The organism is Chryseobacterium sp. X308 (assembly GCF_020733145.1).
Taxonomy (GTDB): Bacteria; Bacteroidota; Bacteroidia; order Flavobacteriales; family Weeksellaceae; genus Chryseobacterium; species Chryseobacterium cupriresistens.
In genome coordinates, this window is record NZ_JAJFZH010000036.1 from 1 (window position 1) to 23,749 (window position 23,749).

The 23,749-nt window shown below is 33.3% G+C and carries 27 protein-coding genes; all 27 read left to right on the forward strand.

The window, feature by feature from the left end; all coding sequences use genetic code 11:
• On the forward strand, positions 1-660 hold a 660-nt coding region (locus LIV57_RS21765), incomplete at its 5' end, for a GNAT family N-acetyltransferase (RefSeq protein ID WP_227944281.1).
• Positions 650-880: an acyl carrier protein gene (locus LIV57_RS21770; protein ID WP_047386878.1), complete on the forward strand. Its 231-nt coding sequence runs from the start codon at positions 650-652 to the stop codon at positions 878-880. The genes LIV57_RS21765 and LIV57_RS21770, both read left to right, overlap by 11 nt.
• A gap of 2 nt (positions 881-882) precedes the next feature.
• Entirely contained in the window at positions 883-1,950 is a 1,068-nt protein-coding gene (locus LIV57_RS21775; RefSeq protein WP_227944282.1) for a 3-oxoacyl-ACP synthase III family protein, read from the forward strand.
• 36 nt (positions 1,951-1,986) lie between these two features.
• Positions 1,987-2,187 carry an acyl carrier protein gene (locus LIV57_RS21780; RefSeq protein WP_227944283.1) on the forward strand — a complete coding sequence of 67 codons (201 nt, stop codon included), beginning with the start codon at positions 1,987-1,989 and terminating at the stop codon, positions 2,185-2,187.
• Complete coding sequence (locus tag LIV57_RS21785; RefSeq protein ID WP_227944284.1) at positions 2,180-2,947, forward strand: SDR family NAD(P)-dependent oxidoreductase; 768 nt, start codon at positions 2,180-2,182, stop codon at positions 2,945-2,947. The genes LIV57_RS21780 and LIV57_RS21785 overlap by 8 nt, the downstream gene beginning before the upstream one ends.
• Positions 2,948-2,950: 3 nt before the next feature.
• On the forward strand, positions 2,951-3,694 hold the full coding sequence (locus tag LIV57_RS21790) for an SDR family NAD(P)-dependent oxidoreductase (RefSeq protein ID WP_227944285.1): 744 nt from the start codon (positions 2,951-2,953) through the stop codon (positions 3,692-3,694).
• Position 3,695: 1 nt separating this feature from the next.
• Positions 3,696-4,322, forward strand: a complete 627-nt coding sequence (locus tag LIV57_RS21795) for an MBL fold metallo-hydrolase (RefSeq protein ID WP_227944286.1) — start codon at positions 3,696-3,698, stop codon at positions 4,320-4,322.
• Entirely contained in the window at positions 4,312-5,631 is a 1,320-nt protein-coding gene (locus LIV57_RS21800; protein WP_227944287.1) for a polysaccharide deacetylase family protein, read from the forward strand. The genes LIV57_RS21795 and LIV57_RS21800 overlap by 11 nt, the downstream gene beginning before the upstream one ends.
• Before the next feature lie 288 nt (positions 5,632-5,919).
• Positions 5,920-6,840, forward strand: a complete 921-nt coding sequence (locus LIV57_RS21805; RefSeq protein WP_227944288.1) for an O-antigen ligase family protein — start codon at positions 5,920-5,922, stop codon at positions 6,838-6,840.
• Between the two features lie 94 nt (positions 6,841-6,934).
• A complete protein-coding gene (locus LIV57_RS21810) occupies positions 6,935-8,005 on the forward strand; it encodes an acyltransferase family protein (RefSeq protein WP_227944289.1) in 1,071 nt (356 codons plus the stop codon).
• Positions 8,002-9,192: a glycosyltransferase family 4 protein gene (locus tag LIV57_RS21815; RefSeq protein WP_227944290.1), complete on the forward strand. Its 1,191-nt coding sequence runs from the start codon at positions 8,002-8,004 to the stop codon at positions 9,190-9,192. The genes LIV57_RS21810 and LIV57_RS21815 overlap by 4 nt, the downstream gene beginning before the upstream one ends.
• Positions 9,173-10,111, forward strand: coding sequence for a hypothetical protein (locus tag LIV57_RS21820; RefSeq protein ID WP_227944291.1), 939 nt, complete (start codon positions 9,173-9,175; stop codon positions 10,109-10,111). Before LIV57_RS21815 ends, LIV57_RS21820 begins: the two co-directional genes overlap by 20 nt.
• A gap of 4 nt (positions 10,112-10,115) precedes the next feature.
• Complete coding sequence (locus LIV57_RS21825) at positions 10,116-11,261, forward strand: N-acetyl sugar amidotransferase (RefSeq protein WP_227944292.1); 1,146 nt, start codon at positions 10,116-10,118, stop codon at positions 11,259-11,261.
• Positions 11,258-11,872, forward strand: a complete 615-nt coding sequence (gene hisH / locus LIV57_RS21830) for an imidazole glycerol phosphate synthase subunit HisH (RefSeq protein ID WP_227944293.1) — start codon at positions 11,258-11,260, stop codon at positions 11,870-11,872. The genes LIV57_RS21825 and hisH overlap by 4 nt, the downstream gene beginning before the upstream one ends.
• Before the next feature lie 6 nt (positions 11,873-11,878).
• Positions 11,879-12,643 (forward strand): AglZ/HisF2 family acetamidino modification protein, encoded by a 765-nt coding sequence (locus LIV57_RS21835; protein WP_227944294.1) that lies wholly within the window; start codon positions 11,879-11,881, stop codon positions 12,641-12,643.
• Between the two features lie 49 nt (positions 12,644-12,692).
• Entirely contained in the window at positions 12,693-13,727 is a 1,035-nt protein-coding gene (locus LIV57_RS21840; protein WP_227944295.1) for a polysaccharide biosynthesis protein, read from the forward strand.
• An 18-nt stretch (positions 13,728-13,745) separates the two neighbouring features.
• Entirely contained in the window at positions 13,746-14,165 is a 420-nt protein-coding gene (locus LIV57_RS21845) for a WxcM-like domain-containing protein (RefSeq protein ID WP_227944296.1), read from the forward strand.
• Positions 14,165-15,283: an NAD-dependent epimerase/dehydratase family protein gene (locus LIV57_RS21850; RefSeq protein WP_227944305.1), complete on the forward strand. Its 1,119-nt coding sequence runs from the start codon at positions 14,165-14,167 to the stop codon at positions 15,281-15,283. Before LIV57_RS21845 ends, LIV57_RS21850 begins: the two co-directional genes overlap by 1 nt.
• A gap of 1 nt (position 15,284) precedes the next feature.
• On the forward strand, positions 15,285-16,499 hold the full coding sequence (locus LIV57_RS21855; RefSeq protein ID WP_227944297.1) for an O-antigen ligase family protein: 1,215 nt from the start codon (positions 15,285-15,287) through the stop codon (positions 16,497-16,499).
• Positions 16,447-17,583 carry a non-hydrolyzing UDP-N-acetylglucosamine 2-epimerase gene (gene wecB / locus LIV57_RS21860; protein WP_227944306.1) on the forward strand — a complete coding sequence of 379 codons (1,137 nt, stop codon included), beginning with the start codon at positions 16,447-16,449 and terminating at the stop codon, positions 17,581-17,583. The genes LIV57_RS21855 and wecB overlap by 53 nt, the downstream gene beginning before the upstream one ends.
• Entirely contained in the window at positions 17,580-18,785 is a 1,206-nt protein-coding gene (locus tag LIV57_RS21865) for a glycosyltransferase family 4 protein (RefSeq protein ID WP_227944298.1), read from the forward strand. The genes wecB and LIV57_RS21865 overlap by 4 nt, the downstream gene beginning before the upstream one ends.
• A gap of 21 nt (positions 18,786-18,806) precedes the next feature.
• Positions 18,807-19,409 carry a sugar transferase gene (locus LIV57_RS21870; RefSeq protein ID WP_227944299.1) on the forward strand — a complete coding sequence of 201 codons (603 nt, stop codon included), beginning with the start codon at positions 18,807-18,809 and terminating at the stop codon, positions 19,407-19,409.
• A gap of 9 nt (positions 19,410-19,418) precedes the next feature.
• Complete coding sequence (locus LIV57_RS21875) at positions 19,419-20,012, forward strand: acetyltransferase (RefSeq protein ID WP_227944300.1); 594 nt, start codon at positions 19,419-19,421, stop codon at positions 20,010-20,012.
• A 20-nt stretch (positions 20,013-20,032) separates the two neighbouring features.
• Positions 20,033-21,169, forward strand: a complete 1,137-nt coding sequence (locus LIV57_RS21880; RefSeq protein WP_227944301.1) for a DegT/DnrJ/EryC1/StrS family aminotransferase — start codon at positions 20,033-20,035, stop codon at positions 21,167-21,169.
• Between the two features lie 15 nt (positions 21,170-21,184).
• Entirely contained in the window at positions 21,185-21,754 is a 570-nt protein-coding gene (locus LIV57_RS21885; RefSeq protein WP_227944302.1) for a sugar transferase, read from the forward strand.
• A 15-nt stretch (positions 21,755-21,769) separates the two neighbouring features.
• A complete protein-coding gene (gene rfbC, locus LIV57_RS21890) occupies positions 21,770-22,315 on the forward strand; it encodes a dTDP-4-dehydrorhamnose 3,5-epimerase (protein ID WP_227944303.1) in 546 nt (181 codons plus the stop codon).
• A gap of 95 nt (positions 22,316-22,410) precedes the next feature.
• A complete protein-coding gene (gene rimO / locus LIV57_RS21895) occupies positions 22,411-23,712 on the forward strand; it encodes a 30S ribosomal protein S12 methylthiotransferase RimO (RefSeq protein ID WP_227944304.1) in 1,302 nt (433 codons plus the stop codon).
• Positions 23,713-23,749: the final 37 nt, after the last annotated feature.

A 23,749-nucleotide genomic window follows, 5' to 3' on the forward strand; every position in this document is an offset into this window, starting at 1 on the left:
AAAACCGCCGACAGCATAAAAAGTGTAAAAAAAAAAGCAAATGATCTTAATGATCTTAAAAAAAATCTTGAGATAATTAATAAACAATTTGAAAATGTAATGATTGTTTCTGAAATTGTTGGAAACCAGGACTACCTTGAAGAAATATTTTCTGAGTTCACAAACACAGGTTTTTGTAAATATACAAAACTTATGAGGATGAATAAGATGCGAAAGAATGTATTTCAATTCAATCTTCCTGAAAATGTTTATCAGCTTGAAGAAGATAGGTTAGATGAACTGCAAAATATTTATCACAAATATTTTAATAAATTTGCAGAACAGATTCCTACCCGGAGGGAACTTCAGAAAATGATAGAAAAGAAGAATGTTTATTATTATTCAGATGATTATGAAATTCAGGGGTTTATTATATTTGAAAAGAATGGAATTACTTCCCATCTCAGATATTGGTTTGTGTCACCTGATCATAGGGGTAAGAAAATAGGATCCAAGCTTATGGATGTGTTTTTTACTAAATTTGAAGATGTAAAGAGAGAAATCTTTTGGGTAATTGATACTAATGAAAATGCTATTAAAAGATATAAACATTTTGGATTTGTAGAAGAAGAAATGTATAATATAGTACTATTAAATACAAAACTTAAATATGAAGAATAAAATAATTGAGATATTAAACAGTGTAAGACCAGAATTCGATTTCTCTCAGGAAACAGATTTTATCAGCCGGGGATTGTTGGATTCCTTTGATATGGTTTCTTTGGTGACAACTTTGGATGAGCAATTTTCAATCTCGATAGATGGAACAGATATTTTGCCTGAAAACTTTGAAACATTGGAATCTATCGAAAATGTTTTAAAGAGAAACGGTGCTGTATAATTATGAAAATTAAAACATCAAATAAAAAAATATCCGGGATACTTAGCATTCTTCCTGCAAATGTTGTGAAATTTGAAGATGAAATGCATAATTATTCTTTCTCAGAAGCAAAATCTCTTAAGCTGAAAATGGCGATGGGATTTAATACAAAACGTATTGTGGAATCTGAGAATATTACCAGCTACGATTTGGTGATAAAAGGATTTGATTATCTTCTGGATAAAAGATTATTGAATAAAGAAGAGATAGATGCCATTCTATTTGTTTCTCAGTCTCCGGAATATATAATGCCTCCTACGAGCAACTTACTGCATCAGTATCTGGATTTATCAGACCATGTTTTATGTATGGATATTAATCAGGGCTGCGCGGGATTTATTATTGGACTTCAACAAGCATTTATGTTACTGGATAATCCTTCAATTAATAAAGTTTTACTTTGTAATGCCGATGTTTTAAGTCCAAAAGTTTCAAAACAGGATAGAAACAGTAATCCTCTTATAGGAGATGCTGCAGCTATTACCATCATAGAAAAAGATGAGAATAACAACCCTATATACGGTGAAATATTAATGGACGGAAAAGGTGCAATGGCACTTAATATCCCTGCTGGTGGAGCACGATGTCCAATCACCGCAGAAACTGGAGAGCTTTATGAAGACTCTTTTGGAAACAAAAGAAGTAAAAATCATCTGGTTATGCAGGGAGACAATGTTTTCAACTTTGTACAGACAAACGTACCTAAACAAGTGGAACGCATTTTGGAAGAAGCAGGAAAAAAAGTTGATGAAATCGAATATTTCCTATTCCATCAGCCTAATAAATTTATGCTTCAGAAACTAGCCGATAAAATTGGCGTAAGCAGAGACAAACTTCCAAGCAATGTGGTAGAAAATCACGGAAACTCCAGTGGAGTTACAATACCAGTTACTACTACATTTAATATCGGGGAAAGACTTGAAAAAGAAACTATGGATGTTTGTTTTTCAGGTTTTGGGGTAGGACTTACATGGGGGACTATCGTTATGAATATAGGAAATATGATTTTTTGTAAACAAATAGAAGTTTAAACTTAAAATATAAATATGGAAAATTTTTTGGAACAAATGTCAGAAATTTTAGAAGTAGATCAGGTAAATCTTGCAGATAACCTTACAAGCTTTGAAGCTTGGGATTCTCTGGCTACTCTTTCGATTATTGCTATGGCAGATGAAGAATATGGAGTATCATTAGTCAATCAGGAAATTACCGATTCTAAAACTGTTGAAGGACTTTATAATTTAATTTTATCTAAACAGAATGCTTAAAGAAACTGGTTTTCTGGATTTTTCTTCTAAAAATATAATGATCACCGGTGCCGGGTCAGGTATCGGTAGAGTAACAGCCGTTAGCCTGTCTTCATTAGGGGCAAACCTATTGTTGCTTGATATTAATGAAGATGGACTTAAAGAAACACAGAAACTTTGTAAGAATAATTCTTTACTGCTGGTACATGACCTTGCAGATATCAGCGGATTAAAGCAGGCTGTAGAAAGTAAAATTTCAGAAATAGGAAAGCTTGACGGTTTAGTGAATGTTGCGGGGATTCCTTGTGTACAGCCACTAAAGACACTTAAAGCTGAAACTGCAGAAAAAGTTTTCAAAATTAATACATTGGCAGCTCTTGAGCTTTCAAAAATATTCTGCAGTATCAAAAACCATAGAGGAGAACATCCATCTATCACATTTATTTCATCTGTCTACGGAATTGTAGGTTCATCTGCAAATGTGGCATATTCAATGTCCAAATCAGCATTACATGGAGTTACCAAGTCTTTGGCAATTGAAATGGCCGGAAAAAAAATAAGAGTAAACTGTATTGCTCCCGGATTTATAAAAACTGAAATGCTGGATGGCGTTTCCAGTATCTTTGATGATGAATATAATCAGAGATTAAATGCTCTTCATCCTATGGGGCTTGGAGAAGCACAGGATATTGCGAATGCAGTCGTTTTTTTAGCTTCAGACATGAGCAAATGGATAACCGGAACAATTTTATCAGTGGATGGAGGATTTACAGCAATATAAAAAATGAGAGAAACAGTTTTATTAACAGGAGCTACAGCAGGAATAGGAGAAGAGATAGCTGTAAAATTATCAGAAGTCTATGATTTGGTTCTTACAGGTAGAAATGTAGAGAAGCTGAATGAACTTAAAAGTAAGCTTTCAGACAGCTGTACATCGCATATTCTGGCTCTAGATCTTAGTAATTTGGAAAACACTGAAAAAACATTAGTAGAATTTCTCAATGAGAATAGTATTAATGTTCATAAGCTGGTACACTGTGCCGGATTTATGAAAATGATTCCATTGAAATTGGTTAATAATGATTTTATGATGGAGTGTTTTACGACAAATGTTTTCTCAGCAAACTTACTTATTAAACTGCTTGTTAATAAAAAAATCAATAATTCATTATTGAACTCTGTAGTGTTTATTTCAAGTAATATTAGCAACCGCGGGGCAAAAGCTATGAGTACTTATGGTGCTTCCAAATCTGCTCTGGATGGATTGATGCGTAATTTGGCAGTAGAACTAGCGCCAAGGATTAGAATTAACTCTGTATTACCAGGTGCAGTGCTGACAAAAATGACTCAAAACATATTTGATAATGAGGATGTAATGGCCAGAATGCAGTCTCAGTACCCTTTAGGAATTGGATATGCAAAAGATATTGCTGATGCAGTAAATTATTTATTATCTGATGATGCAAGATGGATTACAGGGCAACAGATAACGGTAGATGGAGGCCGTTCTATAAATATATCTTCTTAAAATGCAGATATTCATCAGGAAATTTGAAAATAGGCCTGTAGACTCAAACTGTTTTTTAATTTTTAATGAACAGAAATATGGTATAATCATCGATCCGGGCACCCAGAATCATGAAGAGCTATATGACTTTATTGAAAAGGAAAATATTACTATTGACTACTGTATAATTACTCACGGCCATTTTGATCATGTATATGGGGTAGAAGATATAATATCTCGATATAATCCTATATGTATATTAAGCAGTGAGTCTCTTTTATATATACAAAACAGTAAAAAAAATCTTTCAATATTTTATGGAAAACAGTTTTCCTATAAAGTTGAAAAATATATTACTGTTACTGAAAAGGATAGCATTAACTGGCATGGTCAGAAAATAGAGTTTTATCCTACTAAGGGACATTCAGATTCCTGTATAAGTATTAAGATCAATAAAGATATATTTGTAGGTGATCTGATGATAAATGGCGAAAAAACAGTAACAAAATTACCTTCAGGTAATAAAAAAATGGCAGAAAAGTCTATTCATGAAGTACTGAATCTTGATGATGTGACAATTATTTATGGAGGACATGGAGAATCCATGACAAAAATAGAAGCAGCGAATTTTTTTTTCAATGAGAACTGAAAATGCACTAAAATATACAATTGATACTATCTTGGAGATTGCTCTGGGATATAAAATTGAATTTTCTGTTGTTGAATTTTCAGAAAAAAATATTGAAATTAAAGTAAAAAATAAAAATATTAATTTCAGTATTTGTGGAACTGAAGATTTTAATAAACTTCTTAGCGGCGATCTTAAACTTTCAGATATTTCTGCATTTGATGATTATTATAAGATCCCGATTCTTAAAATTGGTAAAGAAAATATACTTTACCATACAGAAAATGAAAAAATCATTTTCAATTTTGATATTCTTTCTTTATCGTTTATCCTATTATCGGGTTTGGATGAGCTAGTCTCTGCAGAAAGAGATGAACATGATAGATTTCTATATAAAAATAGTATTGCCAAGAAGTACAATACTATTAAAATACCTTTAGTAGATGAATATGCCATGTTGATTAGGATAATTCTTAAAAAAGAATATCCTGATATAGAAATTAAACCCAGACAATTTTCAATAACCCCAACACATGATATTGATGATATTTACCGATTTACAGGAACTGTAAAATCAATAAAATCAATTCTATCACAGCTGCTCAGATCAAAAAATATAAAAGAAGTTATAATTGCAGTAAAGTTTTTTTTTCAGAGCCTGTCAGATCAACGTAGAGATCCTTATTTTAAAGGCATAGAAACCCTTCTGAAACATTCGGAAGCTAATGGGCTAAAGTCCATTTTTTTCTTTATGGGGGCAAATCCATCTGCATTTGACGCTGGACAAAATATTCGCGATAAAAATTTAAAAACAATTTTAAGACGAATAAAAGATGCTCATATGATTGCCGGGGTTCACCCTGGATTTTATACTTATAAAGATAGAAATACTCTAAAAATGGAGATTGAAAGAGTAAAAGAAGCCATAGGACATTCTGTTGTCCACTCCAGGCAGCACTATTTAAGGTTTGACAGACAACAGACCTTTGATAATCTGCAGGCTGAGGGAGTTGAAATAGATTATACTATGGGATTTGCTGAAGAAGAAGGTTTTAAGTGTGGAACATCCCATGAATTCCATCCCTATGATTTTAAAAATGATATGCCATATAAGATAAAAGAAAAGCCACTCATTGCTATGGATGTTACCCTAAGCTCATATAAAAGCTATTCGGTTGCAGAAGCAAAACAGTCCTTAGACCTCCTTTCTCAAAGAATTAGAAGAACAGGTGGAGATTTTATAATATTATGGCATAATGCATATGTGTATCGGGAAATGGAGTTTTACAAGAATGTTTATTTAGAATTCTTAAATAAAAACAGAAAATAGATGAGAGACTTTTTTAAAACAGTTTTTTCTTATAACTTTTTTAAAGTATTTATATATTTTATTTTCGTATTTTCTGGATCCTTGAAATGGATTCCTTTTCCAATTGATATTACTCTATTAGGAGCTTTCTTATGTGTAATGGTTTTAGTTTTTGAGATAAAATCAATTACTATTTTTAGAAGAGAAGTGTATATTCAGGTACTTTTAATTTTACTGTTGATGTTTCTTTTCATGGTTTCAAATTTATATACAGTATCTTACATCTATTCTGAAAAAAAGAATATTGCGATGATACTTAATTTTTTGACCGTTTTGTATCCATTTATAGTATTTAAGAATATTGTTTTTGAAGAACTTAAAAACCTTATGTATGTGATTGGAGGGTTTGCTATACTCGTATTATTATATGTCTATTTCACGTACACCTTTATCATATTTTTTGATGTCACACAATATTCAGAAAGCATACCAACCTATCTTACCGTAGGAATCATGCTTTCGGCATGTTTCATTTTTTCTATGTCAAGTCAGCGGGTTACCACTCCTCTGATTATATACAGAATCCTCTTATTATTTTTACTGACTCAGCTGGGAGGAAGGGGTCCTTTATTTAATTTGGTTCTTTGTATTGGGGTTTATTATTTTCTTAACCTGAAAAATATTAAACTAAATTATAAAGTAGTATTATCTGCTATGACCGCATTTTTTGTATTTCTATTCTATCTTCATGATATTATAGACCTCATTATAGAAAATGTAAATATTGATCGATTTAATCTTTTAAAAGCATCCGACGAAGATGGAAGTGTTCTCTATCGAGTAATGGTTATTAATAAAGGTTTGGAAAGCTTTTACAACCATCCATTTGTAGGAACAGGAATAGGGAGCTCCGGGATTGCACTTACAGGAATTGATCAAGTTGAATTTCCACACAATTTGTTAGTGGAAAGTATGATAGAATTAGGAATTATAGGAGGGTTAGCTTACATTATTATCTATCTCTATTTCTTTATACATAATTTGAAAACTGTGAGAACAGATAAAAAACTCCTAATACTATACGTTATGTGCCTTTTGTTCTTTCTTGAAGATATGAAGAGTGGGTCTTTTGACGCTTGGAGAGTAAGCCTGTTCTGGATGTCGCTATATCTTGTACAGTACAATTTCCGGATAAATTATCCACCAAAGAAATTTATTCATTCCGTATAGGATTTGTATTATAACATTATGTATACCGATATGATATATAATATTAATAAAAACCGAGTTAAGATATTTTTCTTAATGATTAAAACTATTACTCATGAATAGCCCCAATAAAATAAATAATTTTGATCTGATAAGATTATTGGCTGCTTTACAAGTTGTTTTTACCCATTCGGTGCATCATCTGGAAATCAAAGGTATGATAGGGGAGTTCGGAGATATGTTTGTTTATTATTTTCCAGGGGTTCCTATTTTTTTCACGATTAGTGGTTTTTTAATTTATTGGTCTTTTGACAGAAATTCAGATAATATTACCAAATATTTCAAAAATAGATTACTCAGGCTGTATCCTGCTCTTTGGTTTTGTCTACTTATAACTATTGTATTATTATTATATGATGCACAACATCCATTTTTAATACTGAAGGCAAGAGAGTTTTGGCTTTGGATTATAGGGCAGCTTACAATTTTTCAATTCTGGACTCCTGATATTTTGAGATTTTGGGGAGTAAGTGCTCCTAATGGAAGCTTATGGACTATTGTAATTGAAATACAGTTTTATATTTTTGTCCCTGTTTTATATTGTTTACTTAAAACTTTTAAGGAAAAAAAGTTTTTTGTGATTTTGACCTTTATCATCATATCATTAGCATTTAATATCTATTTTGCTCAGTTTCCAGATGGAACTATGATTAATAAATTGGCTGGTATTACAGTCTTTCCATATCTATACAATTTTTTATTTGGGGTACTATCTTATATTTATTGGGATAAAATAAAAGGCGTTGTTGAAAATAAAGGATTGCTCTGGATTAGTTTTTATATTGCTTATATAGTAATTTTTGGAAATTGGTTAGGAAATGACCTGAATTCATATTTTTTAAGAAGTCCATATCATCTGGTTTCTAATATCATTCTAGTTTTTGTTGTGTTGTCAGCAAGTTTTACATATAATAATATAAGCGGTAAGCTTTTAAAACATAATGATATATCTTATGGAATATATATATATCATATGTTGATTATAAATCTACTTGTACAAAGGAAAATGTTTGCAGATATTCAGTATCTAATTTTAGCCTTTATTAGTACTATAATCCTGGCATCAGTTTCGTGGTTTTTTGTGGAAAAGAAATTTTTAAAGTTTAAAAACTCAAATAAAAAATGAAAATATTAATGCTTTGTGAACTTTATATAAAAAGTTTAGAGTATCAAGAAAATTTATTGGTAAAATATTACAGAAAACATGGACATGAAGTCACAGTAATTACTTCCACTTACGAAAATGTTTTTGATTATTATAACAACAAGCACGATAATTCAGTACCTGCGAAAGTGATCTATGATCATGGTGCAAAAATTATAAAATTACCTTTCAAGTTTAATTATTTAGGAAAAATAAAAAAATATACTTCCATAAAAAAAATAGTAGAAGAAGTACAACCTGATCTGCTCTATGTACATGATATAATGCCTAATATGTTTGAGATGTTGGATTATAAGAAAAAGAATCCCCATGTTAAAATGATTATGGATTATCATGCAGACTATAGTAATTCAGCAAATGGCTGGCTGTCTTTAAATATACTGCATAAAGTAATCAGAAAGTACTTTTATATGGATCCCATTCGTAAACATATTTCGAAATTTTATCCAATAGTTCCTGGAAGTACAAAATTCTTAAATGAAGTATATAAAATTCCTCATAATGAAATGGATTTGTTACCTTTAGGGGCTGATACTGATTTGGTTGCAGAAATAAAGAACACGAAAGTTAGGGAAGAAATTAGGAATAAATTAGGAATTAATAATGACGAGATCGTAATTTTTACTGGTGGAAAGTTTACGGCGGCAAAGAAAACTGATTTATTAATAAAAGCATTTAATGAGATTAAAGATACAAAGCTTCATTTACTGATCGTAGGTGATGCAGATCAGCATAATCAGGAATATAAAAAAGAATTATTGGCATTATCAAATAATAACCCGAATATTCATTATATTGGCTGGTTAAATAATATGGGGGTGTATGAGCATCTATCAGCGTCCGATCTAGCTGTGTTTCCAGCAAGTCAGTCTATTGTTTGGCAGCAAGCTATAGCCTCAGGACTACCACTTATTGTGGGAGATGTTGGGGAGCAGTCGGTACAATATCTGAATGAATTTGGCGCAATTACTGAGCTGAAAAAGGAAGATATTAACAAAGAAAAGATTAAAAAGAGTATAGAAGATATCATATATCGTAAAGATGAACTCAGTTTAAGAAAAGAATTAGCATTAAAAACTTCATCCAAATACCTGGATTGGAATCATCTCATCAATAAAACGCTCTCTCATGTTAAAATTTCTAATTAATATAATTTTCATAGGCTTAACCCTTACTTCTTGCAAGTATACCGGGCAAAAAAAAGTCCAGGATAAACAGCAAAAGAATATGCAAAATACCCCTAAGGTACTTATTTGTTCAGGAAATAATGGAGGTGATTTTAAAAACTTTTTGAAGGATAATCATATTGAATCTGTCAAATTCATCAATGATGCTCAGTTTTTGGATCCTAACAAGCCATTTACTTTTAATGAGAAACTGCTCCGAGATGAGGTTAATCGTTCTTTTCCAGATAAAAATGATAAAGGAATGGCTTATATTGATATTGAGGCCCCATACCTGCAGTATCTTATTAACGAACCTCCTACCAGCGAAAATTTTAAAAAAAGCTTACAATTATTTTTAGATGTACTGGCATTTGTTAAAAATGAAAGGCCCCAGGCTCAAATTGGTTATTACTACATCCCATTTACAAACTATTGGGACAGATCGGATAAATTTTATGAAAAATATAAAAGCATTCAGCAAATTATTGTAAAAAGTGATGTTTTATTTCCCTCTATCTATATATTCTATAACAATTTGAATTTTAATTTAGAAAATGTTGAGTATTTGGAAGATAATACTAAGGAAATGATTAAAATCGCAAGATTATATAATAAAAAAGTATTTCCTCTGATTATGTCACGATATCACCCATCAAATAGTAGTTTGGGAAATGAGAGAATTGATGAAAGTAATTTTAGGACCTATGTTAGTACAATTATGAAAACTCGCTATAACGGTTTTAGTATTGATGGACTTATTTTATGGAACTTTGATGATTACTCATATAGAATTAACGAGCCGAAAATAACCAGGGAATTTGCAAAAAGTAGAATGAATTTTAATACATTTTATGACAACTATATCACAGAGTTGTTAAATATAATGATAAAAGAAAAATAAAATTATGGAAAAAGATAGAGCCTATCAAATATGCACGAAAACAATTATGGATACTTCTGATCCCAATATTGTTTTTAATGAGAAAGGTGAAAGTGATTATTATATTAACTATAAAGAAAGTATTTTACCAACTTGGCATACTGATGAAAGAGGACTTAAAGAGCTTGAGCTGGAAGCAGAAAAAATAAAAAAAGATGGTAAAAACCGGGATTTTGACTGTATTATCGGGCTTAGTGGAGGGTTAGATAGTTCTTATGCCGCCTATGTAGCAAAAGAAATAATGGGCCTTAAACCTCTTATCTTTCACGTAGATGCAGGCTGGAATACAGATAAAGCTGTAAGTAACATTGAGAAATTAGTCAATTCGCTTAATTTGGATTTATATACAGAGGTAATCAACTGGGAGGAAATGAAAGATCTTCAGGTTGCATTTCTAAAATCTCAGATCGCAGATCAAGATTTGCCTCAGGACATTGCTTTTTTCTCAGGTCTATATAAATTTGCGAAAAAAAATAAAATCAAATACGTTCTTACAGGAGGAAACTATTCTACGGAATGCTGTAGAGAACCTGAAGAATGGGGAGCTTATCCAGGAATAGACAAGACCTTGATTCTGGATATTCATAAAAAATTTGGTAAGAGGGAGCTTAAAACATTTCCTATTGTAGATATTATGAGCTATAAGCTTTATTATAAATATGTTTTGGGAATGCAGGTTTATAAACCCCTTAATTGTATTCCATATATCAAAAGTGATGTAGAGAAACTGTTATCTGATAAATATGGATGGGAAAGCTTCCAGCATAAACATCATGAATCAAGATTTACAAGGTTTTTTGAAGACTATTGGTTACCTAGAAAATTTGGATACCAAAAAAGGAGAGCGCATTTCTCAAGCTTGATCCTTACGGGGCAAATGACCAGAGAGGAAGCTTTGGATAGAGTTTCACGACCAGAATTATCTGAAGAATTTTTGCAAAAAGAGTTTGAATATGTAGCTCATAAATTAGACCTTACTACAGATGAGCTGCAGAAGCTATTTGAAGGTGAAAATAAGACTTATCATGATTATAAGAATAAAAGGTCACTTATAGGAATTGGGGCACAGGCAATGAGAAAACTTGGGCTTGAAAAAAGATTATTCAGATGATAACAATTATTGATTACGGTGTTGGGAATATCAATGCCTTTGTTAATGTATACAAAAGAGTAGACGTTCCGGTGAAGATAGCGAAAACAAAAGAAGATCTTGAAGGAGCCGAAAAACTCATTCTTCCCGGAGTGGGGCATTTTGATCACGCCATGACCCAATTGAACAATTCAGGAATGAGAGATAAACTGGACGAGCTTGTTTTGGGACAGAAACTCCCTGTTATTGGTATTTGTGTAGGAATGCAGATGATGGCTAATAATAGCGATGAAGGGAAACTTGATGGTTTGAAGTGGATTGATGCTACTGTTAAAAAATTTGATGAAACGAAAATTCAACAAGTAACGCGACTTCCACATATGGGGTGGAATGATGTGAAACCGGTAAAAGATATCGAATTATTTAAAGGGCTGGAAAACAACTCCATTTTTTATTTTCTGCATACTTATTATTTCCACTGCAACAATCAGGAGGATATTATGGCTATTACAGATTATGCAGGTGAGTTTGCTTCAGCAGCTCACCACGAAAACAAATACGGAATACAGTTTCACCCGGAGAAAAGCCATCATTATGGTGAAATTTTATTACACAACTTTGCAAAACTTTAAATACATATGCTAAGGCCAAGAATTATACCGAGTCTTCTGATCCAGGACAATGGACTTGTGAAAACTGTTAATTTCAAAAATCCAAAATATGTAGGAGATCCTATCAACGCGGTGAGGATTTTTAACGAAAAAGAAGTTGATGAACTTGCCATTTTTGATATTGATGCTACAGCAAAAGGTTTAGAACCGAATTACAGCCTAATAGAAAGAATTGCAAATCAATCACGAATGCCTTTATGCTACGGAGGAGGAGTAAAAACAGTAGAGCAGGCTCAGAAAATTTTCGGATTGGGAATTGAAAAGATTGCATTATCTTCTGCGGTACTTCAGAATCCCCTATTAATTACTGAAATTGCAGAAAGGGTAGGTTCGCAAAGTGTGATTGTCGTGCTGGACGTAAAGAAAAAACTTTTTGGAGGGTATGAGGTGTATACCCATAATGGAAAAAAATCTACAGGGATAAACCCATTTAAGTTTGCAGAAGAAGCCCAGCGACTGGGAGCAGGCGAGATTGTGATCAATTCGATAGACCAGGATGGAGTAATGAAGGGGTATGATATGGGGCTTATTGATAAAGTTAGAGAACAGATTTCCCTTCCTCTTACTGTTTTAGGAGGTGCAGGTTCATTAAGTGACATCAAGCAGGTTATTGATAAACACGGAATAATTGGTGTTGCTGCAGGAAGTTTGTTTGTATTTAAGGGAGTTTATAAAGCAGTCTTAATAAATTATCCTACTTTTGAAGAAAAAGAAAAACTAATAAGAAACTAATGGATATATTACCCGTTTTAAAGGTAAAAAAACCATACAATAAACACATATGGAAATAAAAAATAAAGTACTTCTTATTACTGGGGGTACAGGTTCCTTTGGAACCGCTGTTCTAAGAAAGTTTATAAATACAGCGTATTTTAAAGAAATTAGAATTTTTTCACGAGATGAAAAGAAGCAGGATGATATGAGAAATCAGTTTAAAAGTGATAAGCTGAAGTTTTATATTGGTGATGTAAGGGATTATAAAAGTGTTGAATCTGCAATGAGAGGAGTAGATTATGTATTTCACGCCGCAGCATTAAAGCAAGTTCCCTCTTGTGAATTTTTTCCAATGCAAGCTGTGAAAACAAATGTTGAAGGGACGCAAAATGTAATCGATGCTGCAGCTCAAAATAAAGTTAAAAAAGTAATTTGTTTAAGTACAGATAAGGCTGCTTATCCCATCAACGCTATGGGAATTTCCAAAGCAATGATGGAAAAAGTAGCTGTAGCAGCTTCCAGAAATCTGGCAGATACTGTAGTATGTCTTACAAGATATGGAAATGTAATGGCATCTAGAGGTTCTGTTATTCCATTATTTATCAAGCAAATCAAAAATAGAGAGCCTATCACCATAACGGACCCGAATATGACCAGATTTTTAATGTCATTAGAAGAAGCTGTTGATCTTGTATTGGTAGCTTTTGAACATGGAAATCCTGGTGATTTATTCGTACATAAAGCACCTGCAGGAACTATTGGAGATCTGGCTATAGCTTTGAAAGAAATGTTTAAGTCAGATACCTCTGTAAAAATAATCGGCACAAGGCATGGGGAGAAACTTTATGAGACACTTTGTACACGTGAAGAAATGATTAAAGCAGAAGATATGGGAGGATTCTACAGAATTCCTGCTGATAACAGAGATTTGAATTATGCTCAGTATTTTTCTGAAGGAGTAGAAGATATTTCTAAAATTGAAGATTATCATTCGCATAATACAGAAAGACAAGATGTTGAAGGAATAAAAAAATTATTATTACAGCTCCCGTTAATCAGAAAAGAAGTTTTAGGAGAAGATATAATGCAGTATCCGGAATAGTATCTTGTTATGATAGAAATGCCGCAAATAATAACAGGAGGAAAACATTATGATGAAAGAGGAAATCTGCTTTATAATAACGACTTTGATTTCCTGGATATTAAGAGAATGTATTGTATAGAAAATGCAGATACAGAATTTATCAGAGGTTGGACAGGGCATAAGATAGAACAAAGGTGGTTTTGTGTAATACATGGAAGGTTTATTCTGAGATTGGTGAAAATTGATAACTGGCAAAATCCCTCAAAAGAATCTGATATTTTGGAATTTGAACTGGATGCAGACAGACTGAATATACTCCATATGCCCAAAGGTTACGCAAGTGCAATCCAGGCAAAAGAAAAAAAATCAAAGTTATTGGTAATGGTTGATCATTCATTACGAGAAATTGATGATGATTATCGGTTCCCGATAAACCATTTTAAAAAATTATTATGATGAAAAAAGTTGGAATTACAGGCCAGAATGGTTTTGTTGGTTCACATTTATATAACACATTGGGACTGAATCCGGTAGAGTTTGAAAGAATTGATTTCCATAAAGAATTCTTTGACATTCCACAAAAATTGGATGCTTTTGTTGAGCAATGTGATGTTATTGTACATCTGGCTGCTATGAACCGTCATCCGGATCCTGATGTTATTTATGACACTAATGTAAAATTAGTAAAAGAGTTAACAGAATCGTTGGAAAGAACGGGTTCTAAAGCGCATGTTATTTTTTCATCATCTTCGCAGGAAGAAAAAGATAATTTATACGGAAAATCAAAGAAAGAAGGGAGAGAAATATTTGTAAAATGGGCAGAAGTATCTGGAGGTAAATTTACAGGAATGATTATTCCTAATGTATTTGGTCCTTTTGGTAAACCTAACTATAATTCATTTATCGCCACTTTCTGTTATAAACTTACACATGGAGAAACTCCGGTAATTGACAGTGACGGAGATGTAAAGTTAATTTATATTGCCGAACTGGTTCAGGAAATTATTAAACAGATAAAGACAGGTGAAACGAAGAACGTATATGAGATTCCGCATACTTCGGTAAACAAAGTTTCGGAAGTACTCAAAAAGTTAGAAAACTACAAAAAACTTTATTTCGAAAACGGAGAAATCCCTGTATTGGAATCAAAATTTGATCTTAATCTCTTTAATACATTCAGATGTTATTTCGATATTAAAAATCATTATCCTGTAAAATTTACACAACATACTGATCCGAGAGGAGCCTTTGTGGAAGTAATCAGATTGGGAATAGGTGGGCAATGTTCATTTTCTACTACAGTTCCTGGTATTACAAGAGGAAATCATTTTCATACAAGAAAAATAGAAAGATTTGCCGTAATAAAAGGAAAAGCTTTAATTCAACTCAGAAAAATAGATACTGAGGAAGTTCATGACTTCTATCTTGATGGAGCTGAACCTGCTTACGTAGATATGCCGGTTTGGTATACCCACAGTATAAAAAATGTAGGAGAAGAAGAATTATATACAATTTTTTGGATCAATGAGCCCTTCAACCCTGAAGACGCAGATACCTATTTTTTAAATGTCTAATATGGAACTGACAAAAAAAAGTGATATTTGGTTTACCTTTCTTTTGACTTTTGGGTATATATTTTCATACTCACTTGCTCTTTTATTAGAAGCTACATCAAATAATTATTTTTCTGTCCCATTTCGTATCATAGTATTATTATTAAGTTTTTTTGTCATTTATATAAACCTTAATAATATTAGGAAAAGAAAGGTGACAGTTATTTTTACTGTTCTTTTCTGGCTCTTTTATTTATATAAAGCAATTTATAGTTTTAAAAATGATCTCTATCTACCCCATACATCACAAGAGGAAAATGAAATTTATATTAGGATTATTTTTTTAAATCTTATTCCTTATATAGCAATATTGGGAATAAAATTTACGAAGGAAATTATGATTAGACTGAATAGTCTTGTTTTTAATTTTTTATTAATAATACTAGGGATAAGCTGTTTATGGACAATATTCATATTTAAGAATTTTGAAAAATCAAGTGGGATATTTGTAAGCTATTATATTAATGTGGGGCATTATGGCTTATCATTACTAATACTATCCATCTACTATTATTTTCAATCTCCTAAGAAATTATTGAAACCTGTTTTAGGTATATTAGTAGGGATTTTTACCATATTGAGTTCTTCGGCAAGAAGTCCCGTATTAGCAATTTTTATCATTCTATTGATATTATTGTTTTATCTTAATAAGTTAAAGTATTGGATTTTTCTATTATCTTTTGTAGTGTTTTTTGTTATAAGTATTTTTTGTTTAAAACAAACCTCAGTAGCGGATTTTGAATTTATTAATAGAATGTACAATGCTATTTTCGAAGGGAATGGAAGTGGACGCTCTTATTATTTATTAAAAGGGTGGAATATTTTTAAAGATAACATTATTTTTGGGGGCCGTATTTTGTTTGAGGACGGAATGTACCCGCATAATATTTTTATTGAAATATTGATGAGTATGGGAATTGTGGGAGGCGTTTTATTCTTGTTATATTTTAAGGATATAAGGAAATTCAAGGTAAGATATGTCAGAGAGCATATATATTATTTACCTTTTTTTTTATTTTTTATTCAATATTGCGTGTTGGTTCTTACTTCAGCCAGTATCTTTGGGAATATGGAGTTTTGGAGTTTTTCAGCAGTAATGATATCTATAATTTTATTTTGTTATGATGAAGAAATTAAAAGTAATGACGGTCGTAGGCACGCGACCAGAAATCATTAGATTATCAAGAGTATTATCAGCTTTAGACGCCTCTGCAGCCATCGAACATATTATCACTCATACAGGGCAGAATTATGATTATGAGCTGAATCAGATTTTCTTTGAGGATCTGGGGCTCCGTAAGCCGGATTACTTTTTGGAAGCAGCAGGAAAAACAGCTGCAGAAACAATTGGAAACATTTTGGTTAAAATAGATCCGCTTCTCGAGGAAGTGAAACCGGATGCGTTTTTAGTACTCGGAGATACAAACTCATGTTTATGTGCTATTCCTGCTAAAAAAAGACAGATTCCGATCTTCCACATGGAAGCTGGAAACAGGTGTTTTGATCAAAGAGTTCCCGAAGAAACGAACAGGAAAATTGTAGATCATATTTCTGATATTAATTTAACATACTCTGATATTGCCAGAGAATACCTTTTAAGAGAAGGTCTTCCGGCTGACAGAATCATTAAAACCGGATCCCCGATGTACGAGGTTCTGAATCATTATCTTCCCAGAATTAAAAATTCCGATGTTCTTACTAGATTAAATCTTGAAGAAGGAAAGTATTTTGTAGTATCATCCCATAGAGAAGAAAATATTAATTCGGATAAAAATTTCAGGGGGCTCATAGACAGCCTTAATGCAATTGCAGAAGAATATCAATATCCAATCATTTTTTCAACTCATCCCAGAACAAGAAATATGATTGATAAAATGAAGGTTCAGGTGAGATCTGAAATCCAGTTTCTGAAACCACTTGGTTTCCATGATTATAATGCTCTTCAAATGAGAAGTTATGCGGTACTGTCAGATTCCGGTACCATTTCAGAAGAATCTTCGATCCTTAATTTCAGAGCACTTAACATCAGAGAAGCACATGAAAGACCTGAAGCTATGGAAGAAGCTTCTGTTATGATGGTGGGATTATCTCCTGAGAGAATTTTACAGGGGTTGGTACAGCTTAAGCAGCAGCAAACAGGAGAAAATAGAAACTACAGACTTGTGGCGGATTATTCCATGCCCAATGTGTCAGAAAAAACGGTTAGAATTATTGTAAGCTATACCGATTACGTTAACAGAGTAGTCTGGAGTAAATTATGAATATAATGTTTCTTACCTTAGTGAAGATAAATACCTTAAAAGAACGTGGTATTTATCAAGATTTAATGCGGGAATTTTCCCAGCATGGGCATTATCTGTATATAGTTTCCCCTGTTGAAAGATGTGAAAATCAAGAAACAAAAGTGAAAAAAGAAGGGAATACTGTTTTTCTGAATGTAAAAACACTTAATATCCAGAAAACGAACTTTATTGAAAAGGGAATTTCTACCTTAACAATCGATAAACTCTTTCTGAGAGCCATCAATAAACACTTGTCAGATGTAAAATTTGATTTAGTTATTTATGCCACACCTCCTATTACTTTTACGAACCTTATTAAATATATCAAAAAAAGAGATCAGGCTAAAACATATCTGCTTCTAAAGGATATCTTTCCTCAAAATGCTGTGGATATGCAGCTGATGTCCAAAAAAGGATTACTGTACAACTACTTTAGAAATAAAGAAAAAGAATTATATTTGATTTCAGATAAAATTGGGTGTATGTCTGATGCCAATCTAAAATTTGTGATGGAGCATAATCCTTTTATTGCTAAAGAAAAACTAGAGGTAAATCCAAATGCTATTGAGCTCATGCCTTTAAATAAAGAATTTGTATACCAATATAAAGAAATTCACGCCAGGTATGGCATCCCGGAAAACAGAAAAATCTTTATCTATGGTGGAAACCTGGGAAAACCGCAGGGTATTGATTTTGTGATAGAAACCTTAAAGGCTAAAGCTGAAGATGACAGATTGTTTTTTGTGATAGTGGGTTCAGGAACAGAATTTGGCAGAATGAGAAAATGGTTTGATACTTTCCGTCCCAAAAACGCATTACTTTTATCTGCCATTCCAAAAACTGATTATGACCTGCTGGTACAGTCCTGTGATGTTGGACTGATTTTCCTGCATAAAGATTTTACCATCCCGAATTATCCATCACGTTTACTCTCATATCTTGAGTTTAAATTGCCGGTCCTTACTGCTACAGACTCTTGTACAGATATCGGAACAGATGTAGTTAAGAATAATTGTGGAATAGCTGTGGATTCAGCAAATCTTCAGGAGATGATAAAAGCAATAGATAAATTTGTAGAAATGGATACGAAAGATTTTGAAGAAATGAGAGAAAATAGCAGAAAATTCCTGGAAAGAGAATTTCTGGTACAACAATCTTATGATAAAATTATTAACGCTTAAAAATAAAGAGAAAAGAAAAAGATGTATCGTGTTTTTGTAAAAAGAGTTTTTGATTTTATATTAGCCTTAACCGGTTTGCTTATAATAAGTCCTGTATTTATTGTTTTTTTTATTGCTTTGGCCATTGCAAATGAAGGGAAACCATTTTTCTTGCAGAGAAGACCGGGGAAGAATGGAAAGGTATTTAAAATTATAAAGTTTAAAACAATGAATGATAAAAAGGATTCCAATGGAAATCTTTTATCAGATGCAGAAAGATTAACAGCAGTGGGTTCATTTGTCCGTAAAACATCCGTGGATGAAATTCCACAGTTAATTAATGTTTTGAAAGGAGATATGTCTCTTATTGGGCCCAGACCTCTTCTTGTACAGTATCTGCCGCTTTATAATGAGCATCAGGCAAGAAGACATGAAGTGAGACCCGGAATTACCGGATGGGCACAGGTGAATGGAAGAAATGCAATATCTTGGAATCAAAAATTTGACTATGATGTGTGGTATGTAGAAAACATCTCGTTTATCTTAGATTGCAAAATCTTTTTTCTTACCGCTAAGAAAGTTTTTATAAGAGAAGGTGTGTCTGCCGATGGACACGTTACCATAGAACCATTTAAAGGAAATTAATTGATAGTTATGTATTTATTTGGAGCAAGCGGACATGGAAAGGTAATTGCAGATATTGCTGCTGCTAATGACATAAAAATTAAGGCATTCATAGATCAGGATGTCACTAAAAAGGAATGCTATGGATCTCTGGTTCTGAATAATTTACCGGATGATAAAGAAAAACTGATTATTTCAATTGGAAATAATCTGACCCGTAAGAAAATCGCAGAACAGATTAATCATGAAATTGGCACTTTAATACACCCCAAATCAATCATTTCAGGCTCTGTGAAAATAGAAGAAGGAACAGTAATCATGGGTGGAGTTGTAATTAATGCAGATACGGCCATTGGAAAACATTGTATCATCAATACCAATGCATCTGTAGATCATGATTGTGTGATTGAAGATTTTGTTCATATTTCTCCCAATTCAGCACTTGCCGGAGGAGTGGAAGTAGGTGAAGGCTCTCAGATTGGAATAGGAGCTTCTGTAATCCAGGGAATCAAAATAGGAAAATGGTGTGTAATTGGTGCCGGTGCGGTCATCATTACCGATGTTCCCGATTATTCAGTTATTGTGGGAAATCCGGGGAGAATTATCAAGAAAAATATTATATAAACAAGTTACTAATCAAAAATATGAATACTAAAATCTGGCTGTCCTCACCGCATATGGGAGGGAATGAACAAAAATACATCAACGAAGCATTTGAAGAAAACTGGGTAGCTCCGTTGGGACCTAATGTTAACGGATTTGAAGGTGACCTGGAGCAGTTTTTAGGGGGAAGTGTAAAAGTGGCTGCGCTGTCTGCAGGTACTGCAGCATTACACCTTGCTCTTATCGAATGCGGAATTGTACATGGCGATGAGGTGATCTGTCAATCCATGACTTTCTCTGCTTCAGCCAATCCAATTGCGTATTGTGGAGCAACTCCTGTGTTTGTTGATAGCGAACCGGTTACATGGAATATGTGCCCTAAAGCGCTGAGAGAAGCCATCGAAGACAGAATCCAAAAAGGAACAAAACCTAAAGCAATCATTGTAGTACATCTGTATGGTATGCCGGCAAAAATGGACGAAATTACGGCCATTGCTCAGGAATTCCAGATCCCTTTGATAGAAGATGCTGCTGAAGCCCTGGGCTCAACTTATAAAGGACAGGCTTGCGGAACATTCGGCCGTTTTGGAATTTTAAGTTTTAACGGAAACAAAATTATTACCACTTCAGGAGGTGGAGCTTTGGTTTGTCATACTCAGGAAGATAAAGATAAAACCGTTTTCCTTTCTACACAGGCCAGAGACAATGCTCCCCACTATCAGCACTCACACATCGGTTTTAACTACAGAATGAGCAATATTGTAGCAGGAATAGGAAGAGGACAGATGGAAGTGCTTAAGGACAGGGTTGCTGCCCGTAGAGCAATGCACAATTTCTATGTTGACCTTTTCCGCAATATTGAAGGGGTAACTGTGTTCTCAGAGTCGAATGATGATTTTTACTCCAACCACTGGTTATCTGCAGTGATTGTTGACCCGGAAATCACAGGAAAAAACAGAGAAGGTTTAAGACTTGCATTTTTAGAAGACAATATAGAATCAAGACCGCTTTGGAAGCCTATGCATTTGCAGCCGGTTTTTGAAACTTCTCCTTATTATGGCGGGAATGTTTCTGAAAAACTTTTTGATAACGGATTATGCCTTCCTTCAGGCTCTAATCTGTCAGAGGATGACAAAGAAAGAATAGCAAAGGTTGTTCATTCTTACTTTGGACTTTAATATTATTTGAATTTAATGAATCAGTATAAATATTGGAAAAAAGTTTTTGATTTTGTCTTAGCGGCAATATTGATCCTTTTTCTTATGCCTGTACTGATTATTTTATTTGTAATTGCAAGTCTGGATACATCTTCCAACGGAATCTTTTTTCAGACCCGGATAGGGCAGTATGGAAAGCCTTTTACCATTTTTAAGATTAAAACAATTCATGAACAGAAGAGAACATGCTCAAAAATAGGGCAGACTCTCAGAAAATTTAAGCTGGATGAATTTCCGCAATTGTTTAATATTGTAAAAGGTGATATGAGTTTTGTAGGTCCCAGGCCTGATGTTGAAGGATATTACGATAAACTTGTCGGAGAAGACAGGAAAGTTCTGGAGCTGAAACCCGGGCTTACCTGTGAAGCAAGTATTAAATACAGAGACGAAGAATACCTTCTGAAAAACCAGGAAGATCCTTTAGCTTACAATGATGAAGTGTTATTTCCGAACAAAGTAAAAATGAATCTGGACTATTTTGAAAGTATGTCTTTCAAAAACGATATAAAGATCTTGTTTAAAACATTAATAACCACATTGAAATAGAGTTTTTTAACTATTATGAAAATTAAAGAAACCCCGCTTAAAGACTGCTACATCATAGAGCCTACCATATTTGAAGATGAAAGAGGCTACTTCTTTGAAAAGTTCAACGAAAAAAAATTTGAGGAACTTACAGGAATGAACGGGCACTTTGTGCAGGATAATATTTCCAGATCTTCCTACGGAGTATTGAGAGGTCTGCATCTTCAGAAAGGTGAGCATGCCCAGGCAAAATTAGTTTCCTGTCTTGAAGGAAGTGTTTGGGATGTGGCTGTAGACCTTAGAGAAGATTCTCCTACATTCGGAAAATGGTTCGGAATAGAACTTACTGCTGAAAACAAATTGCAGCTTTATGTGCCGAGAGGTTTCGGACATGGTTTTGCAGTACTAAGTACCCATGCTGTATTTTCTTATAAATGTGATAATTTTTACAATAAAGAATCAGAAGGCAGTGTAAAATTCAATGATCCTGATCTTAATATCGATTGGAAGGTTGATGAAAAAGATGCCATACTTTCCGAAAAAGATCAGAACGCTCCTGGATTTATAGAAAAAAACTTTTAAAGCATATCCCTGAAAACCACTTTTATAAAGTGGTTTTTATTTTTTAATCCTAACTCTCCAATATTTTGTATCTTTGCAGACTCAAAATCAAAACGATGCGTACAAAATCTGTAGGGAAGAAGAAAATCAATGTAGTCACTCTTGGATGTTCCAAGAATGTATATGATTCTGAAGTATTAATGAGCCAGCTGAAAGCCAACGGCAAAGAAGTGGTTCACGAAGACCGTGGGGACATTGTGGTCATCAATACCTGCGGATTTATTGATAATGCCAAAGAAGAATCTATCAATACGATCCTTGATTATGTTGACGCTAAAAACAGAGGCGAGGTGGAAAAAGTATTCGTTACAGGATGTCTGTCTGAAAGATATAAACCGGATCTGATCAAAGAAATCCCGGATGTAGATCAATATTTCGGAACAAGAGATCTTCCGGTACTTTTAAAACATCTTGGAGCAGATTATAAACATGAACTGGTAGGAGAAAGATTAACAACAACTCCAAAACATTACGCATACCTTAAAATTTCTGAGGGTTGTGACCGGCCATGCTCTTTCTGCGCCATCCCTTTGATGAGAGGAGGTCACGTTTCAACGCCAATCGAAAAACTGGTTTTGGAAGCTCAGAAACTGGCAAAAAAAGGGACAAAAGAATTAATTCTTATTGCCCAGGATCTTACCTATTATGGGTTGGATCTGTATAAAAAAAGAGCATTAGGTGATCTTTTAAAAGAGCTGGTAAAAGTAGAAGGAGTAGAATGGATTCGTCTTCACTATGCTTTCCCAAGCGGTTTCCCTGAAGATGTTCTTGATATTATCCGCGAAGAACCTAAAATCTGTAATTATATAGATATTCCTCTTCAGCACATCAATTCAGACTTGTTGAAATCTATGAAAAGAGGAACTACGCATGAGAAAACAGATGCCCTTTTAGGAAAATTCAGAGAGAAAGTTCCTGATATGGCCATCAGAACAACGCTTATTGTCGGATATCCCGGTGAAACAGAAGAAAGATTCCAGGAACTTAAAGAATGGGTAAGAGAGCAGAAGTTTGACCGATTAGGATGTTTTACCTATTCGCATGAAGAGAATACCACAGCTTATGTTTTGGAAGATGATATTCCACAGGAAGTAAAAGAGGCAAGAGTAGAAGAAATTATGGAATTGCAGTCTCAGATTTCATGGGAAAAAAATCAGGAAAAAATCGGTAAAGTATTCAGATGTATTTTTGACCGTAAAGAAGGTAATTATTTTATCGGAAGAACTGAGTACGATTCACCGGATGTAGATAATACGGTTTTGGTTTCAGCTGAAGATACTTATATTTCAATTGGTGAATTTGCAGACGTGAAAATTACATCTGCCGAAGAATTTGACCTATACGGAGAATTAGTTTAGCTAAAGACTTACTAATCAAGTAAAAATAGTATTTTCG

What these genes read in the sequence shown, in the direction of transcription:
- LIV57_RS21770 (WP_047386878.1), top strand. Translation starts at nt 650, where the DNA reads ATGAAGAATAAAATAATTGAGATATTAAACAGTGTAAGACCAGAATTC.
- LIV57_RS21775 (WP_227944282.1), top strand. Translation starts at nt 883, where the DNA reads ATGAAAATTAAAACATCAAATAAAAAAATATCCGGGATACTTAGCATT.
- LIV57_RS21780 (WP_227944283.1), top strand. Translation starts at nt 1,987, where the DNA reads ATGTCAGAAATTTTAGAAGTAGATCAGGTAAATCTTGCAGATAACCTT.
- LIV57_RS21785 (WP_227944284.1), top strand. Translation starts at nt 2,180, where the DNA reads ATGCTTAAAGAAACTGGTTTTCTGGATTTTTCTTCTAAAAATATAATG.
- LIV57_RS21790 (WP_227944285.1), top strand. Translation starts at nt 2,951, where the DNA reads ATGAGAGAAACAGTTTTATTAACAGGAGCTACAGCAGGAATAGGAGAA.
- LIV57_RS21795 (WP_227944286.1), top strand. Translation starts at nt 3,696, where the DNA reads ATGCAGATATTCATCAGGAAATTTGAAAATAGGCCTGTAGACTCAAAC.
- LIV57_RS21800 (WP_227944287.1), top strand. Translation starts at nt 4,312, where the DNA reads ATGAGAACTGAAAATGCACTAAAATATACAATTGATACTATCTTGGAG.
- LIV57_RS21805 (WP_227944288.1), top strand. Translation starts at nt 5,920, where the DNA reads ATGATACTTAATTTTTTGACCGTTTTGTATCCATTTATAGTATTTAAG.
- LIV57_RS21810 (WP_227944289.1), top strand. Translation starts at nt 6,935, where the DNA reads ATGAATAGCCCCAATAAAATAAATAATTTTGATCTGATAAGATTATTG.
- LIV57_RS21815 (WP_227944290.1), top strand. Translation starts at nt 8,002, where the DNA reads ATGAAAATATTAATGCTTTGTGAACTTTATATAAAAAGTTTAGAGTAT.
- LIV57_RS21820 (WP_227944291.1), top strand. Translation starts at nt 9,173, where the DNA reads ATGTTAAAATTTCTAATTAATATAATTTTCATAGGCTTAACCCTTACT.
- LIV57_RS21825 (WP_227944292.1), top strand. Translation starts at nt 10,116, where the DNA reads ATGGAAAAAGATAGAGCCTATCAAATATGCACGAAAACAATTATGGAT.
- hisH (WP_227944293.1), top strand. Translation starts at nt 11,258, where the DNA reads ATGATAACAATTATTGATTACGGTGTTGGGAATATCAATGCCTTTGTT.
- LIV57_RS21835 (WP_227944294.1), top strand. Translation starts at nt 11,879, where the DNA reads ATGCTAAGGCCAAGAATTATACCGAGTCTTCTGATCCAGGACAATGGA.
- LIV57_RS21840 (WP_227944295.1), top strand. Translation starts at nt 12,693, where the DNA reads ATGGAAATAAAAAATAAAGTACTTCTTATTACTGGGGGTACAGGTTCC.
- LIV57_RS21845 (WP_227944296.1), top strand. Translation starts at nt 13,746, where the DNA reads ATGCCGCAAATAATAACAGGAGGAAAACATTATGATGAAAGAGGAAAT.
- LIV57_RS21850 (WP_227944305.1), top strand. Translation starts at nt 14,165, where the DNA reads ATGAAAAAAGTTGGAATTACAGGCCAGAATGGTTTTGTTGGTTCACAT.
- LIV57_RS21855 (WP_227944297.1), top strand. Translation starts at nt 15,285, where the DNA reads ATGGAACTGACAAAAAAAAGTGATATTTGGTTTACCTTTCTTTTGACT.
- wecB (WP_227944306.1), top strand. Translation starts at nt 16,447, where the DNA reads ATGAAGAAATTAAAAGTAATGACGGTCGTAGGCACGCGACCAGAAATC.
- LIV57_RS21865 (WP_227944298.1), top strand. Translation starts at nt 17,580, where the DNA reads ATGAATATAATGTTTCTTACCTTAGTGAAGATAAATACCTTAAAAGAA.
- LIV57_RS21870 (WP_227944299.1), top strand. Translation starts at nt 18,807, where the DNA reads ATGTATCGTGTTTTTGTAAAAAGAGTTTTTGATTTTATATTAGCCTTA.
- LIV57_RS21875 (WP_227944300.1), top strand. Translation starts at nt 19,419, where the DNA reads ATGTATTTATTTGGAGCAAGCGGACATGGAAAGGTAATTGCAGATATT.
- LIV57_RS21880 (WP_227944301.1), top strand. Translation starts at nt 20,033, where the DNA reads ATGAATACTAAAATCTGGCTGTCCTCACCGCATATGGGAGGGAATGAA.
- LIV57_RS21885 (WP_227944302.1), top strand. Translation starts at nt 21,185, where the DNA reads ATGAATCAGTATAAATATTGGAAAAAAGTTTTTGATTTTGTCTTAGCG.
- rfbC (WP_227944303.1), top strand. Translation starts at nt 21,770, where the DNA reads ATGAAAATTAAAGAAACCCCGCTTAAAGACTGCTACATCATAGAGCCT.
- rimO (WP_227944304.1), top strand. Translation starts at nt 22,411, where the DNA reads ATGCGTACAAAATCTGTAGGGAAGAAGAAAATCAATGTAGTCACTCTT.